A 13,630-nucleotide genomic window follows, 5' to 3' on the forward strand; every position below is an offset into this window, starting at 1 on the left:
AATGCCGCAGGTACGTGCCGAACGCCTCATCCGAATCGATCCGGAGACTGCATTCGCCTTTTCCCAGACCACCGGAGAGTTCCGCCTCAAGTGGGACCCCTTCATCTCCGCACAGGGTTTCCTGGACGGAGCGCAGGCAGCAGGCAAGGGCATCCGCACCCGCACCAGGTCGCGCCTTGGCCTGACGATGGTCAGCCAGTATGTCTCCTACGCGCCGCCGCGGAACGTGGGCATGACCATGGTGTCCGGGCCCTGGTTCTTCAAGAACTTCGGCGGCGGCTGGCGTTTCACCGCTGACGACGACGGCACCCGGGCGGTCTGGAAGTACACCTTTTCCTGCCGGCCACCCTTGCTGCGGCCCATCATGGAGCGGATCGGCAGTTGGCTGCTGGGCTACGAGATCGAACGGCGGATTGATGCCTTCGCCCGCGCCTGCGAGGACGAGGCCCTGGTCGCGGAGTTCAAGGCACTGGGGACCCGGGACCAGTCGCCCCACACCTAGGGAACCGTAATCACCGCCACCGCGTGCTGCGCGCCGTCCCGCAGCTCCACGCTTGAGATGCTGCCCAGCTGGATGGGCGTTGCCCCGGTGACCTTGACCTTTCCGCTGGGCGTGGCCGTCCAGGCACAGGCGCGGTCCTCCCCGCCGGCGCGGTCCCGCACCCACAGCGAGAGCGTCCCGTCCGCCGGCAGGCTGCTGCCGCTCACCGCGAGTTCGGTCCCCCACGTCTTCCGCGCCATGTCGATGTTCACCTGCAGCCCTCCCCCGGACACCACCGAATAGGTGGCGTCCGGCTGCGGCGGCCTGGCCAGCAAAGGCCCCACCGCCAGGCCCACCGCCAGACAGGCAGCGGCGACGGCGCCCGCCAGCGCTGCCCACCGCCGTCGTAATGTCCGACGGCGGCGCGCCAGTTCGTCGAAAAGGCGGACGGGGACGCCGGGGTCAGCCGCCCCGCTGCCGGGAACGTCGGTAAGCGCCACTGCGTCGGGGACGGGAAGCGCGTCCAGGAGCACTGGCACCTTCTCCAGCACGGCAAGTTCCTTGCGGCAGCCGGGGCAGCCCTGCAGATGCGTCTCGAAGAGGGCAAGGTCGGCGGGCTCAAGGCCGCCCAGCACATAGGCCCCCAGCAAGGTGTGTGGGTTGGTGCTCATCGTTCCACCCCCATTTCATCCAGGATGCCCCGCAGGGCCCGGAGGGCGTAATACGCGCGGGACTTGACCGTGCCGCTGGGGATGTTGAGCTGGACAGCCGCCTCGTTGACCGTGAACCGGCGGTAATGCAGGGCCACCAAAACGTCCCGGTGTTCCTTGCTCAGCCGCAGCAGTGCCTCCTCCATCAGGACCCGGTTGAGCAGTTCATCAACGCGGCCCATCACCTCGACGGGATCGGTGGGGGTGCCCTCCAGCGCCTCCGGCGGCCGCCGCTGGCTGCGTCGGTAGTTATCGATCATGATGTTCCTGGCCGTACGGTACAAGTAACTGCGGAAGCTGCCGTTGACGTCCGGGGCGTGCTGCCACACGCGGAGCACGGTTTCCTGGACCACGTCCTCCGCAAGCTGCGGATCATGGGTGGCGCTAAGCACGAACCGGCGCAGGGCGTTGCCGTGTTCACGGTAGATGGCCTCCACCACATTGTCGTCGAGCGGCATGCCGCCCCTCCCATCGCTGCCCCGGCATTGCATGGCCCACGTCGCCACACGCGGGCCACTGTGCAGGAACGCCACAGCATCCGGCGCTCCTGGCTGTTACCACGCATGAAGCCTTCCAAAGGTTCAACAGCCCTCGCCCGCAATCCCGCTCCACCGCGCTGTGAACCATTCTTTACCCGGCGGCGTGGTAGGGGTAGGCGCCCGGTAAAGGGGCCGGCGCCCGCTGTGAAGGCAGCAGCGAAGAACGCCACAGCAAAAAAGCATCAAAGCCAAGGAGCACACCATGAAACACCATCTCGGGGCAGGCCTTGCCATCCTGGCCCTGGCAGCAGCCCTCAGCGGCTGCGGCAGCAGCAGTACACCCCCGGCCGGAACCAGCCCGGCTACGGGCGCCGCGGGCAGCACAGCCACCGCGTCATCCGGGGCGTCGTCTGCCGGCCCGTCTTCAACCTCCACGTCGTCGTCCGCCTCATCGTCCCAGGCAGGCGCCGCCGTCGACCTTAAGACGGCTTCCTCGACGGAGGGCAGCATCGTGGTGGATGCGAAGGGCATGAGCCTCTACTTCTTCACCAAGGACACCAAGGACTCCGGCACCAGCGCCTGCACCGGCTCCTGCCTGGTCTCATGGCCGCCGCTGACCACCAGCTCGGGCACACCGGCAGCAGAGGGAGTGACCGGAAAAGTGGGCACCATCAGCACCCCCGACGGGAAGAAGCAGGTGACCCTGAACGGGATGCCGCTGTACTACTTCGCGAAGGACACCAAGCCGGGCGACACCCTTGGCCAGGGCGTGGGCGGTGTGTGGTACCTGTCGGATCCGTCGGGCGCGATGATCAAGGCGCCAGGCCAGGGCTACTAGGCCTGCCCGCTGCCACCCCTACTTGAGGGGTACGTCCGGGACCTTGCCCGGGAGCGGGATTTCCGTGGGCACTGGAACGGGGAGTTTTGGGTTGCCCTGTTCCAGGCCCTTCTTGACATCCCCGTGAACATCCGCGGGCAGGGACGGCTGCGCGGGGACTTCCGCCGGCTTCTGGGCCGACGCTCCGTGGGTGGGGGTATTTCCGGGCCGGGCAGGAATGCTCGACGGCGCCGCGGCGGCAGGCGCCGAAGCAGGCGCGGTTGCCGCCGGAACGGAGTCCGGGCTGCTGGTCGCCGATGGCCGGGAAGCTGCGGGCCCAGGCGCGGGTACCTGACCGCCGGTGCTGCCCTCAGGTGTGGCGCCGGAGCCCGACACGAAAGTGGTCACGGCATGGTTCAGCTGGCTGAAGGACTCGCGGAAGCCCTGGTCCGAGGCTGCGGCGACAGCACCGCCGGCGGCGAGCGATGCCGCCACGGACAGCGTGGTAAGCGTGATGCGGCGCTTGGCCTTGCGGCGGGCGGCAAGTTCATCGCCAGGCCGGTCCGCGATGGGAAGTACCGTGGTGTCGGCCGGCGTGGCTGCGTGTGATGAACCCGCCATCAACGCCGCGATTTCGGCGGAGGGCGCCGGGGCCTCCGCCGCGAGGGACCTCAGGTCGGCCAAGGCGTCGCGGAGCTGGCCGTCGTCACCCATGCCTGCTTCCAGCAGGAGCTGGTCAACGGCCCCGTGGTTGCGGGATCCTGCGGTGTCACTCATGATTCGCCTGGTTTCTCTTGAGCGTTTGTGCCTTGAGGTTCTGCAGGGCGCGGCGCTGGAGCTGCTTGATCGCTCCGGCGCTCTTGCCCATGATGGCGGCCACCTGGTCGATGGACAGGTCGGCCACGACGCGAAGGGCCAGGACCTCCTGGTGCTCCTCGCTGAGCCCTTCCAGCATCGCCGCGGCTCCGCTGTTCAGTTCCACGGCGTGGTCTTCAGCCGACGGCGTGGTGCGGCCGTCGTACTGGGGGTCGTACGGTGTGAGCTGCGGCCTGCGCTCCAGCCGGCGGTAGTGGTCCACCATGCGGGCGTGGGCAATGGAGAAGATCAGGGACTTGGCGCCCTGCAGGCCACCGGTGAGGTTGCTGATCCGGGGGTAGAAGGCCAGGAACACGTCCTGGGTGACAGCCTCGGGGTCATCGAGTCCGCGCGCCTTGAGGTACCCCTGCACGGGGCCCGCGAAGGTTCGATAGGCAGCAGCGAACAACGCGGCCGGATCGGTTCCGGCTGCGTTGTCGAATATGTCCATCTCTTCTTGGGCCAGAGTGTCTAGCACCAGCGGCTCCTCCATCCCGGGACTCGGCTCAAGCCTTGTCCCGGTCTCCGGTACGGACTGCCAGTCCCCGTGGTCATCCGGCTGCCTCTTGGCGGGTCTTCCAGGGGCGCCCCGGCAAACGTGCGCGACCCCGCCCGGCTGCCTGGACTGCGGCTTGCGAGCCGCAGTCCAGACTAGCGAATGAGCCTTAGCGGGCCGAAACTGAAGAGCTGTGGGCCGTGTTGCCGCCCACAGCCGGGACAGCGGGAACGGCAGGAACAGCGGGGACGGTGGTCTTGCCGTCAACACCCGGAACGGCCGGAACTGCGGGCACAGCGGGAGCGGACGGAACCTCGGGCTTCTCAGCCTGGACGGACACGGACCCCTTGGTTTCGGCGCCGGCCTTCGCGGCGGCGTCAGCCTTGGTCACGACGTCGGCGCAGTAGCTCTTGATGTTCGCGTCGCCCTGGGCTGCGATGGACAGCGAGGAGAATGCCTTGGAGGAAGCGTCCAGGCCGCCGTGGGTGAAGGCGGTGCAGAGGCCCAGGGCCGCGGGGCCGGCGGCGTCAACGGCGGTGTTGGCCTTTGCCGACTCCGTTGCGTCGGCGCTGACCTTTTCGTCCGAAGCCTCAGCGGTAGCGGAAGCCTTGGCGGTGGCGTCCCCGGTGGCTTCTGCGGTCTTCAGGGCGTCGGTCACAGCGGCGGTGGCGGTGGGAGCCGGGGTGGCCTGGGCGTCAGCGGCTGCTTCCGCTGCCAGCTTGGGGGCGGGCGCACCGAAGAGCTCGTGGGCGGTCTGCTGGGCCTGGGTGGGGAGGACGCCCGAGACGGCGGCGGCACCGGTTCCTCCTACTGCCAGGGTTCCGGCAGCCAGGACTCCTGCGGCGACTTTGCTGGTGGCGAGAACGGTGAACACAGACATTTACTTCTCCAAAACCTAGACAACACATTGGGCTGGGCCCGCCGGGCGGGCCCATCACGGACTACATCGCCTGCGGTGGCGGAAAGGTTACGGACGCCCACAATTTTCTTTTTTCTGCCCCCAGATCGCTGGAAAGCTTCCGGATCGCCGGTCCGCTCCGGCGGTGTCACAGCGATCCCGCGATCCGCGAAGCTGCGGCGCCAGCGCCGGCCGTTTTCCTGCCTGCCATGTCAGGAACCCGCGCCGCCATGCGCTGGATGTAGGGCCCTACTTCCTCGTCATCCAGCACCAGGAGGTCCGGCTGGCCGCGCAGCCACCCGGAGTTGAGGGCCGTGACGTTTTCGCGTTCCAGCAGCTCCTCAAACTCGCCGTCAAGCTCCGCCATCCGGAAGACGCCGTCGGAAACGGCACCGGCGCCACGGGCGCTGGACCCAGCCCCGCCGGGCAGCGCAGCGAGGGCCTCCATGGCCAGGTTGAAAAGGTCCAGATGGGCGGCAGCACCCATTGCGGCCATGCCCTCGCGGACCAGTGCGTCGGCGGCACCGGAGCGCCGGCCTGCCATGGCGGCATAGCGTGTGAAGCCGCCGTCCAGCACCTGGCAAAGGTAGAAGTCCACGGCGCAGCTCCGGACGGCAACGGGCGACATCTCGTCCGCGAGCAGCAGGGCATGGTGCATGGCGTTGACGATCGCCGCGTTGGCCTCCACCACCTCTTCGTCCCTGCCGTCGATGCTGCTGCTGGTGAGGACGACGGGCAGGTGCGTGGTGGCCATGGTGATCCTTGGTGGAGGTGGCGGTGCGGCGGACGCCTTTACGGTACGGGGGAAGTGTCACGGCTGGGCCGGGGAGAAATGAACGCCAAGCGAAGTTTTTGGGGCGTGTGGAGAAAGCGCCCGGCAAAGGCCCCCGCTCTGGCGAACTAAGATGGATCAGATAGCCACCCACCGGACCCGGCTCCGCCGTGACCTCCCGAAAGTAGTGCCACCATGCCATCCCAACCGGACGAAAGTGCGGACCTGGCGATACAGACACCTGCCATCAACGACCGCTCACTAGCGGCTGGGCTGGCGTACGCCATGGCCAGCAGGGTCTCCGGCATATCGTTCGACGGCGGCACGGGCCTCATGCTGGGAAAGGTCCGGGGCGGCGCCGAAGTTCCTTATTCCACCACCGCCAAGCTGGTGCGCAAGGCCGGCGGCTGGAGCTGCACCGTTGGCGTTTGCAGTTGCCCGGTCCGGAAGGACTGCAAGCACGTGGCGGCCCTGCTCTTCGCCGCGGAGGACAACCCCTCGGTCCGGATGCAGCTGCTGGCGCCGTCCACGGCAACGCAGGTGTCCCGCGCACCCTCCGCCGCCCTGTCCGACTGGGAGCAGGCCCTCAGCCCGCTGATCTCGCAGCCCGGATCCGCCCCCTCCACCAGCGGCGTTCCCCTGGCCCTGCAGTTCGAGGTGGAGGAACCGCCGCCGCATTTCTCCTACACCGGCCGCCGGGACCCGGTCCGCGGCGTGCGGCAGCTCAAGGTGCGGCCCGTCATCATGGGCGCCAAGGGCAAGTGGATCCGCGGCGACGTTTCCTGGAACACCTTGAGCTACCTGAACTTCCGGCGTGAATCGAACCAGGCGCACGTGGAGTGGCTGCAGGAGTTCCTGGCCGGCCACTCCTCCTCCGCCAGCCGGGTGCACAACTCGGCAGGCCTGTGGCTGAGCCTGAACTCCTACGCCGGGAAGAACCTGTGGAGCCTCCTGTCCGACGCCCGGAAGATCGGGCTCGCCCTGGTCCACTCGCGCGGCACCGAGCCGGTCCGTGTCGCCGAGGCCCCCGCCGCCGTCGGACTTTCCCTGAGCCGCTACGGGGCTCCTGTTGCGGAGCCTGCCGCGGTGGACGCCGTCAAGGTACAGGCGTCCGACGGCGGGCTGGAGCTTTCGCCCACCATCACCGTTGAGGGCGCAGACGTTGATCCGGCCTCGGTGGGAACGATCGGCCGGCCTGTGCACGGGCTGTTCTTCACCTCCGGGGAGGCGTCGCTGCCCGGCGTCCCCGACCCCAACGGAACCATCACGCTGGCGCCGCTGGAGAACGGGCTGAGCGAGGAACTGCTGGCCTTCGTCACGGCGGGAAGCACGCTGCACATTCCCGCCAAAGACGAATCGCGGTTCCTGACCGGTTTCTACCCCAAACTGAAGCAGACGGCCCGCGTGACGGCGCGCGACGAGTCGGTGGAACTGCCCGAACTTGCCGTCCCCACCCTGTCGCTGCTGGCCAACTACGGGGCTGACCACCGGGTGCGGCTGCACTGGGAGTGGCACTACAAGACCGGCAAACTGGTCACGGCGCAGCCGCTGTGGCGTCACCCGGGCGACGCCGGCTACCGGGACGACACCGCCGAGTCCCGCATCCTCGAAGGCGTCGGCCAGCCGTGGAACGTGGTGCCCGCGCTGGGCGAATCCGCCACTGGCGGCTGGGGCACGCCCCGGCTGGCGGCTTCTGCCGAGCTGACGGGCCTGGACACGCTGGCGTTCACGGAGGAAGTACTGCCCCGGCTGCGGGAGGCGCCGGACGTGGATGTCGACACCGTGGGCGAGATCGCCGACTACCGTGAGGCCGAGGAAGCGCCCGTGGTGTCCATCTCCACCAAGGCAACAGAACAGCGGGACTGGTTCGACCTGGGCATCCAGATTTCCCTCGAGGGCCAGCCCGTTTCCTTCGCCGCCGTGTTCTCCGCGTTGGCTGCCGGCCAGACCAAGATGCTGCTGCCCAGCGGAGCCTACTTCTCGCTGGACCTGCCGGAGCTGCACCAGCTGCGGGCGCTGATCGAGGAAGCAAGGTCGCTGCAGGACAACAAGGATGCTCCGCTGCAGATCAGCCGGTTCCAGGCCGGGCTGTGGGACGAGCTGGCGCAGCTGGGGATCGTCGACGAGCAGGCAGCGGCCTGGCGCTCAGCGGTGGGCGGGCTCCTGGAAGGCGGAACGGACGGGCTGCCGCTGCCGGCGTCCCTCAACGCCGAACTGCGGCCGTACCAGCTGGAGGGGTTTAACTGGCTCAGCTTCCTGTACAAGCACGGGCTGGGCGGCATCCTCGCCGACGACATGGGCCTGGGCAAGACCGTGCAGGCGCTGGCATTGATGTGCGCGGCGAGGGAGCTGGCTGTTGAGGCCCGGTCGTCCGCGGAGAAGCCCGACGACGGTGCTGCCGCCGCCCCTGGTGTGGATGACGCAAACCAGCCGGCCGCCGTCGCGCCTTTCCTGGTGGTGGCGCCCACCAGCGTGGTGGGCAACTGGGCGCTCGAGGCCGCACGCTTCGCCCCCGGCCTCACCGTGCGGACCGTCGGCGAGACCTTCGCCAAGAGCGGCCAGGACGTGGCAGAGGCCCTGGGAGGGGCAGATATCGTGATCACGTCCTACGCCCTGTTCCGGATCGATTACGAGTCCTACGCCTCCCGTACCTGGTCCGGGCTGGTGCTGGACGAGGCGCAGTTCGTGAAGAACCACCAGTCCAAGGCGTACCAGTGCGCGCGCAAGCTGCCGGCGGCGTTCAAGCTGGCCATTACCGGCACGCCCCTGGAGAACAACCTGATGGAGTTCTGGGCGCTGACCTCCATCGTGGCGCCGGGACTCTTCTCGAGCCCCAAGCGCTTCGCCGAGTATTACCAGAAGCCGGTGGAGAAGAACGGCGACAAGGGGCAGCTGGAGAAGCTCCGCCGCCGGGTCAGGCCGCTGATGATGCGCCGCACCAAGGACCAGGTGATCAAGGACCTGCCGCCCAAGCAGGAGCAGGTCCTGGAGGTGGTGCTGAATCCGCGGCACCAGAAGGTGTACCAGACGCACCTGCAACGGGAGCGGCAGAAGATCCTGGGGCTGATCGAGGACGTCAACAAGAACCGGTTCACCATCTTCCAGTCGCTGACGCTGCTCCGGCAGCTGAGCCTGGACGTGTCCTTGGTGGACCCGGCGCTGTCCGCCGTGCGTTCCAGCAAGCTGGACGTCCTGTTCGAGCAGCTGGAGGACCTGGTGGCCGAGGGGCACCGGGCGCTGATTTTCAGCCAGTTCACCGGATTCCTGGGCAAGGTGCGGGAGCGGTTGGACGAGGAGGAGATCGAGTACTGCTACCTCGACGGCGGCACCCGCAACCGGGCCGATGTGGTCAGCGAGTTCAAGAACGGCAGTGCGCCGGTGTTCCTGATCTCGCTGAAGGCCGGCGGTTTCGGGCTCAACCTCACCGAAGCCGACTACGTCTTCCTGCTCGACCCCTGGTGGAACCCCGCCTCCGAGGCGCAGGCGGTGGACCGGACCCACCGCATCGGCCAGGCCCGGAACGTGATGGTGTACCGGCTCGTAGCCAAGGACACCATCGAGGAAAAGGTCATGGCGCTGAAAACCCGGAAGTCGCAGCTGTTCGCGGACGTGATGGAGGGCGACGCCCTGGCCGGCGGCGCCATCACCGCCGAGGACCTGGCGGGGTTGTTCAAGGAGTAGGGGATCCGGGGCCGCGGCTGCCCTGCCCAAAGCGGACACGGATGGTCGGTTGCGACGCGGATAGTCATTTGCGACGCGCGGGTTCCGTTTCGCGGCCCAAATATCCACAGCGTTGGGGAGCCTGCGCAGCGCGGATGCGTTTGCGCGTCGGGAACCGCACCCTATGCTGGTATCCAACCAAAACTACAACGTTGGAGAAGCCGGTGAACCACCAGCAGACAACCGCGCGGACGGCCGCGCAGCCTGCCGTCACAGCACCACCACTCCTGGCGCACCTGCGCCCGGACGCCTTCACCGCCCCCTACCGTGATCCGGTCTGGGACGGGCCCACCGACCCCATCCTCGTTGGGGACAACCTCAAGGGCGAGTGGGTCCTCTTCTACACCCAGCGCCGTGCCACAGCACCGGGACTAACCGGAGTCGAGTGGGTGCACGGCACCGGCGTCGGCGTCGCAAGGTCGTCCGACGGCGGCGCAACCTGGCGTTACCAGGGCACCGTGGAGGGACTGGTCCCGCCCGGAACGGAACTGCCGGCAACCCTCTGGGCGCCCGACGTCGTGCGCATTGACGACCAGTGGATCATGTACCTGACCGTCCTGGGCGGCAGGCGGACGGACTGGACCGGGAAGGCGGAAATCGTCCAGTTCGCCAGCCGGGACTTGGAGAACTGGGAGTACCTGGGCGGCATCGACCTGGACTCGCCGCGGGTGATCGACGCCGCCGTCGCCCAGTGCGGGGACGGCCGGCACCGGCTCTGGTACAAGGATGAGGCCCGGGGCTCCAACACCTACAGCGCGGTCAGCGACACCCCGGAGGACCCGTCGTCGTGGGTCCTGGAAGGGGTTGCCATCCCCGGGCGTCCGCATGAAGGCCCCAAGGTCTTCCCGCTGGGCGGCCACTACTGGATGATCGTGGACGAATGGCGCGGCCAGGCCGTCTATCGCTCCGATGATGCTGCAGACACCTGGGTCCGGCAGGAGCACCTTGGCGGGTTGATCCTCACGGCGCCGGAATCGGTGGACGGAAGGGCCGTCGTCGGGCGCCATGCTGACGTGGTGCCCCTTGCCGGCGGGGCGCCCGGAGAAAGGGCCGACGGCGGCACGCAGCTTGGGTTCTAGTGGTCGTTGCAACACCCCTTAGTTTTGGGAGTTGCAACGACCATGTCGTCTTTAAGCGAGGGCAGGACCCCTCGACGGAGCTATACCTCCGGGGAAAGGGAAGGGTTCTTCCGGGCACTGGCAAGCGCGGGGAGTGTTGCTCTTGCCGCGGCTGAGCTCGGGCTTAAACCGTCGGCGTGCTACCGGTGGCTGCGTGAGGCGGGAATATCTGCCGGCACCATAAATGGCGGGAATGTCCGTGGGGCGAGAGTAACCCCGGAGGTGAAGGCAGCGTTCTTCAAGGCTTTGGCGCGTACCGGTAGCACTACGGTTGCCGCTGCCGAACTGGGGTTGAGCCGTCAAACTTGTTACAAGTGGACCCAGAAGGCCGGGCTTGCGCGGAAACGCACGGAAGGCCCCAGCCGTGAGGATTTCCGCAAGCTCCGCGAAGCTGGAATGACACGCCGGGAGGCTGCCAAAGAACTGGGCATTAACCGGTGCACGGCCCAGGAATGGGACAACGGGGTCAGAAGGACACGGAACGGGCGAATCTACCGTGATGGCCGCCGGGTCGATTACACCAGTGGTGTGATGACACTGACCACCGACGAAGCGATCACCGATTCTGGCGCGTTTCCCGCACTTGCGGCCTTGGAGAAACCACTGGATGCCAGATTCCTGACTTTGCAGGACCGGGAACGGATTGCTGACCTCCGCGCTGCCGGCACACCGGTCCGGAAGATCGCCAGGGAGCTGGGCCGGTCCGCCTCGACCATCAGCCGGGAACTGGCCAGGAACAGTGTCAACGATGGGAAGTATTACGCCTATGCAGCCCAACGTGCCGCGACCGCCCGGCGGCCCCGGCCCAAGGACAGCAAGCTGGTCACTCACCACCGGTTACGAAAGTATGTGAAGAAGAAGCTGCTTCGGCGCTGGTCACCGGAACAGATCAGCAACAAGCTGATCAGGAAGTTTCCCAACGACCCGGAGATGCGCGTGAGCCCAGAAACGATCTATCAGGCCCTCTACTTCCAGGCCCGCGGAGGACTCAAACGTGAAGTCCAGGCAGCTCTGCGCACCGGCCGGACGCGCCGTAAGCCTCACAAGGACCCCCAGCAGCGGCAGCCCCGCTTCGCTGACCCTATGGTGATGATCTCCGAACGCCCACCCGAAGTTGAAGACCGCGCCGTTCCAGGACACTGGGAAGGAGACCTGATCACCGGGGCAAGCAACCAGTCCGCCATCGCCACCCTCGTTGAACGCACCACCAGATACGTCATGCTCGTCCATCTGCCCGGAGACCACACCGCCGAAACCGTCCGTGATGGCCTCATCGCCACGATGAAGACACTCCCCGAACACCTCCGAGGCTCCCTGACCTGGGACCAGGGCGCGGAAATGGCAGCCCACAAATCCTTCACCATGGCCACGGACATGCAGGTCTACTTCTGCGACCCCGCCAGCCCCTGGCAACGCGGCTCCAACGAAAACACCAATGGCTTGCTGCGCCAATACTTCGAAAAAGGCACGGACCTATCCATCTATGGCCCCGAAGACCTCGAACACGTCGCCCAAGAACTCAACAGCCGACCACGCAAAACGCTCGGCTGGGACACCCCAGCCGAGCGTCTGCGTGATCTACTAATGACCACATAACACCAGCAGTGTTGCAACGACCCCTAGAAACCGCCCAGCGTGCGCTGCTGGTCTACTTCACGCACCCGTACTGGGGTGGTGAGGACATCGACACCATGGCGCCGGACCCCGGCACGCGCCTCAGCCACGTCCGGGCGGCAGTGCTGGAAGTGCTGGACGGAAACCTGGTCTGCACGGAACACTAGGCACTAAGCCCTCGACGCACAGAAGGGCCAAACCCTGGAACTATAAGCCGGCGGCTGCCGGCACCGGTCCAAGGTTTGGCCCTGACTGTCGGGCTGGGACTAGACCCGCTGCGGTGAGCCCAGCTCCACCGGATCCTCGTCCATCAGATAGGCCAGCTCCGAGTGTGCTGCGAGGTCGATGCCGCGCAGTTCGTCTTCGGGCTTGATGCGGAGACCGCCCATGGCCTTGTCCAGGATCTTGGCGAGGACCCAGGTGATGCCGAAGGAGTAGGCCAACACCGTGACCGTGGCCAGGGCCTGCACGCCCAGCAGTTCAAACCCGCCACCGTAGAAGAGGCCGCTGACGCCGTTCGGAGCCTTGTCCGTGGCGAAGAGGCCAATCAGCAGGGTGCCCAGGATGCCGCCCACCAGGTGGACGCCCACGACGTCGAGTGAGTCGTCGAAGCCCAGGCGGAACTTCCATTCGATGGCCAGTGAGCAGACGGCCCCGGCGATGGCGCCGATAGCCAGTGCCCCCAGCGGGCTCACCGCGCCACAGGCCGGCGTAATAGCCACCAGCGCGGCGACCAGGCCGGAGGCGGCGCCCATACTGGTGGCCGCGCCATGGCGGAACCGTTCCACGAGCGCCCAGGCCAGCAAGCCCGTGGAAGCTGCCACCGCGGTGTTGAGGAAGACCACCGACGCTGACTGGCCGGCGGAGAGGGCGGATCCCGCGTTGAAGCCGAACCAGCCCACCCAGAGCAGGCCTGCACCCAGCAGCACCAAGGGGCGGCTGTGCGGCTTGGCGTGTTCCACCTTGGGCCAGCCGGAGCTCTTGCCCAGGACCAGGGCCAGGGCCAGGGCAGCGGCGCCGGCGTTCATGTGCACCGCGGTGCCGCCGGCGAAGTCGATCGCCTTGATCCCGTTGGCGATCCAGCCACCCACACTGCTGCCGTCGGCCGAATTGAACGCGAAAACCCAGTGGGCGATGGGGAAGTAGACAATGGTGGCCCAAATGCCTGCGAACAGCATCCAGGCGCCGAACTTCATGCGGCCTGCGGCAGCCCCGGCGACGAGCGCGGTGGTGACGCAGGCGAAAAACAGCTGGAACGCGGCAAACAGGATGACCGGGATGGAGGCCGAATCATCCTTGGCCAGCAGCTGCCCCATGCCTGGGAACTCGGTGACGTCACCGATCAGGCCCAGGCCGCCGACAGAGTTCCCGAACGCCATCGAGTACCCGAACAGGGCCCACAGGACGGCCACCAGGCTGGCGCCGCCGACGCACATCATCATCATGTTGAGGATGCGGCGCGACCCCACCATGCCCCCGTAGAACAGGGCCAGGGCGGGGATCATCATGCAAACCAGCGCCGAGCTGGCCAAAATCCAAGCGACATTTCCCGAATCCATGGGAAACCCCTTTCAAGATGCGAACAGGACGGTAACTTGCTGTCAGAGCCGTTCCGCCTGGAGGGACGTGGACGGAGTAACCACGTCCGGCGGAGGGGCGGCTTGTGCCGT

13 protein-coding genes are annotated in these 13,630 nt (G+C 67.2%); 6 read left to right on the plus strand and 7 right to left on the minus strand.

The window, feature by feature from the left end; translation table 11 throughout:
• Position 1: 1 nt before the first annotated feature.
• Complete coding sequence (locus tag LFT49_RS18880; protein WP_237429066.1) at positions 2 to 502, plus strand: SRPBCC family protein; 501 nt, start codon at positions 2 to 4, stop codon at positions 500 to 502.
• On the opposite strand, the gene LFT49_RS18885 is transcribed toward LFT49_RS18880, so the two are convergent.
• Positions 499 to 1,152, minus strand: a complete 654-nt coding sequence (locus LFT49_RS18885; protein WP_237429067.1) for an anti-sigma factor family protein — start codon at positions 1,150 to 1,152, stop codon at positions 499 to 501. The two genes, LFT49_RS18880 and LFT49_RS18885, sit on opposite strands and share 4 nt — an antisense overlap.
• Positions 1,149 to 1,649 carry a sigma-70 family RNA polymerase sigma factor gene (locus LFT49_RS18890; protein WP_237429068.1) on the minus strand — a complete coding sequence of 167 codons (501 nt, stop codon included), beginning with the start codon at positions 1,647 to 1,649 and terminating at the stop codon, positions 1,149 to 1,151. The genes LFT49_RS18885 and LFT49_RS18890 overlap by 4 nt, the downstream gene beginning before the upstream one ends.
• Positions 1,650 to 1,932: 283 nt before the next feature.
• Here LFT49_RS18890 and LFT49_RS18895 point away from each other — a divergent pair, with 283 nt between their 5' ends.
• Positions 1,933 to 2,508: a COG4315 family predicted lipoprotein gene (locus tag LFT49_RS18895; protein WP_237429069.1), complete on the plus strand. Its 576-nt coding sequence runs from the start codon at positions 1,933 to 1,935 to the stop codon at positions 2,506 to 2,508.
• 18 nt (positions 2,509 to 2,526) lie between these two features.
• On the opposite strand, the gene LFT49_RS18900 is transcribed toward LFT49_RS18895, so the two are convergent.
• The 4 genes from LFT49_RS18900 to LFT49_RS18915 all read right to left on the minus strand — a co-directional run bounded on the left by LFT49_RS18900 (position 2,527) and on the right by LFT49_RS18915 (position 5,490).
• Positions 2,527 to 3,264: a hypothetical protein gene (locus tag LFT49_RS18900; protein ID WP_237429070.1), complete on the minus strand. Its 738-nt coding sequence runs from the start codon at positions 3,262 to 3,264 to the stop codon at positions 2,527 to 2,529.
• Positions 3,257 to 3,835: an RNA polymerase sigma factor gene (locus LFT49_RS18905; protein WP_236799886.1), complete on the minus strand. Its 579-nt coding sequence runs from the start codon at positions 3,833 to 3,835 to the stop codon at positions 3,257 to 3,259. Before LFT49_RS18905 ends, LFT49_RS18900 begins: the two co-directional genes overlap by 8 nt.
• 172 nt (positions 3,836 to 4,007) lie before the next feature.
• On the minus strand, positions 4,008 to 4,718 hold the full coding sequence (locus tag LFT49_RS18910; RefSeq protein ID WP_236820634.1) for a protein tyrosine phosphatase: 711 nt from the start codon (positions 4,716 to 4,718) through the stop codon (positions 4,008 to 4,010).
• A 166-nt stretch (positions 4,719 to 4,884) separates the two neighbouring features.
• A complete protein-coding gene (locus tag LFT49_RS18915; protein ID WP_237429071.1) occupies positions 4,885 to 5,490 on the minus strand; it encodes a DMP19 family protein in 606 nt (201 codons plus the stop codon).
• A gap of 213 nt (positions 5,491 to 5,703) precedes the next feature.
• Here LFT49_RS18915 and LFT49_RS18920 point away from each other — a divergent pair, with 213 nt between their 5' ends.
• The 4 genes from LFT49_RS18920 to LFT49_RS18935 all read left to right on the plus strand — a co-directional run bounded on the left by LFT49_RS18920 (position 5,704) and on the right by LFT49_RS18935 (position 12,127).
• Entirely contained in the window at positions 5,704 to 9,189 is a 3,486-nt protein-coding gene (locus tag LFT49_RS18920; RefSeq protein ID WP_237429072.1) for a DEAD/DEAH box helicase, read from the plus strand.
• Positions 9,190 to 9,392: 203 nt separating this feature from the next.
• Positions 9,393 to 10,307 carry a glycoside hydrolase gene (locus tag LFT49_RS18925; protein WP_237429073.1) on the plus strand — a complete coding sequence of 305 codons (915 nt, stop codon included), beginning with the start codon at positions 9,393 to 9,395 and terminating at the stop codon, positions 10,305 to 10,307.
• Between the two features lie 435 nt (positions 10,308 to 10,742).
• Complete coding sequence (locus LFT49_RS18930; RefSeq protein ID WP_442863690.1) at positions 10,743 to 11,942, plus strand: IS30 family transposase; 1,200 nt, start codon at positions 10,743 to 10,745, stop codon at positions 11,940 to 11,942.
• Positions 11,943 to 11,953: 11 nt separating this feature from the next.
• On the plus strand, positions 11,954 to 12,127 hold the full coding sequence (locus tag LFT49_RS18935; protein ID WP_237429074.1) for a hypothetical protein: 174 nt from the start codon (positions 11,954 to 11,956) through the stop codon (positions 12,125 to 12,127).
• Positions 12,128 to 12,226: 99 nt separating this feature from the next.
• Here LFT49_RS18935 and LFT49_RS18940 read toward each other — a convergent pair whose 3' ends face one another.
• A complete protein-coding gene (locus tag LFT49_RS18940; RefSeq protein ID WP_237429075.1) occupies positions 12,227 to 13,519 on the minus strand; it encodes an ammonium transporter in 1,293 nt (430 codons plus the stop codon).
• Positions 13,520 to 13,630: the final 111 nt, after the last annotated feature.

Origin of the sequence: Arthrobacter sp. FW306-06-A, from assembly GCF_021870055.1 — a bacterium.
In the GTDB taxonomy this organism is placed as follows: Bacteria; Actinomycetota; Actinomycetes; order Actinomycetales; family Micrococcaceae; genus Arthrobacter.

Excerpts from the sequence above, each read along its gene's own strand:
- LFT49_RS18905 (WP_236799886.1), bottom strand. The coding sequence starts at position 3,835 with ATGGAGGAGCCGCTGGTGCTAGACACTCTGGCCCAAGAAGAGATGGAC.
- LFT49_RS18900 (WP_237429070.1), bottom strand. The coding sequence starts at position 3,264 with ATGAGTGACACCGCAGGATCCCGCAACCACGGGGCCGTTGACCAGCTC.
- LFT49_RS18915 (WP_237429071.1), bottom strand. The coding sequence starts at position 5,490 with ATGGCCACCACGCACCTGCCCGTCGTCCTCACCAGCAGCAGCATCGAC.
- LFT49_RS18890 (WP_237429068.1), bottom strand. The coding sequence starts at position 1,649 with ATGCCGCTCGACGACAATGTGGTGGAGGCCATCTACCGTGAACACGGC.
- LFT49_RS18940 (WP_237429075.1), bottom strand. The coding sequence starts at position 13,519 with ATGGATTCGGGAAATGTCGCTTGGATTTTGGCCAGCTCGGCGCTGGTT.
- LFT49_RS18910 (WP_236820634.1), bottom strand. The coding sequence starts at position 4,718 with ATGTCTGTGTTCACCGTTCTCGCCACCAGCAAAGTCGCCGCAGGAGTC.
- LFT49_RS18920 (WP_237429072.1), top strand. The coding sequence starts at position 5,704 with ATGCCATCCCAACCGGACGAAAGTGCGGACCTGGCGATACAGACACCT.
- LFT49_RS18885 (WP_237429067.1), bottom strand. The coding sequence starts at position 1,152 with ATGAGCACCAACCCACACACCTTGCTGGGGGCCTATGTGCTGGGCGGC.
- LFT49_RS18930 (WP_442863690.1), top strand. The coding sequence starts at position 10,743 with ATGACACGCCGGGAGGCTGCCAAAGAACTGGGCATTAACCGGTGCACG.
- LFT49_RS18880 (WP_237429066.1), top strand. The coding sequence starts at position 2 with ATGCCGCAGGTACGTGCCGAACGCCTCATCCGAATCGATCCGGAGACT.
- LFT49_RS18895 (WP_237429069.1), top strand. The coding sequence starts at position 1,933 with ATGAAACACCATCTCGGGGCAGGCCTTGCCATCCTGGCCCTGGCAGCA.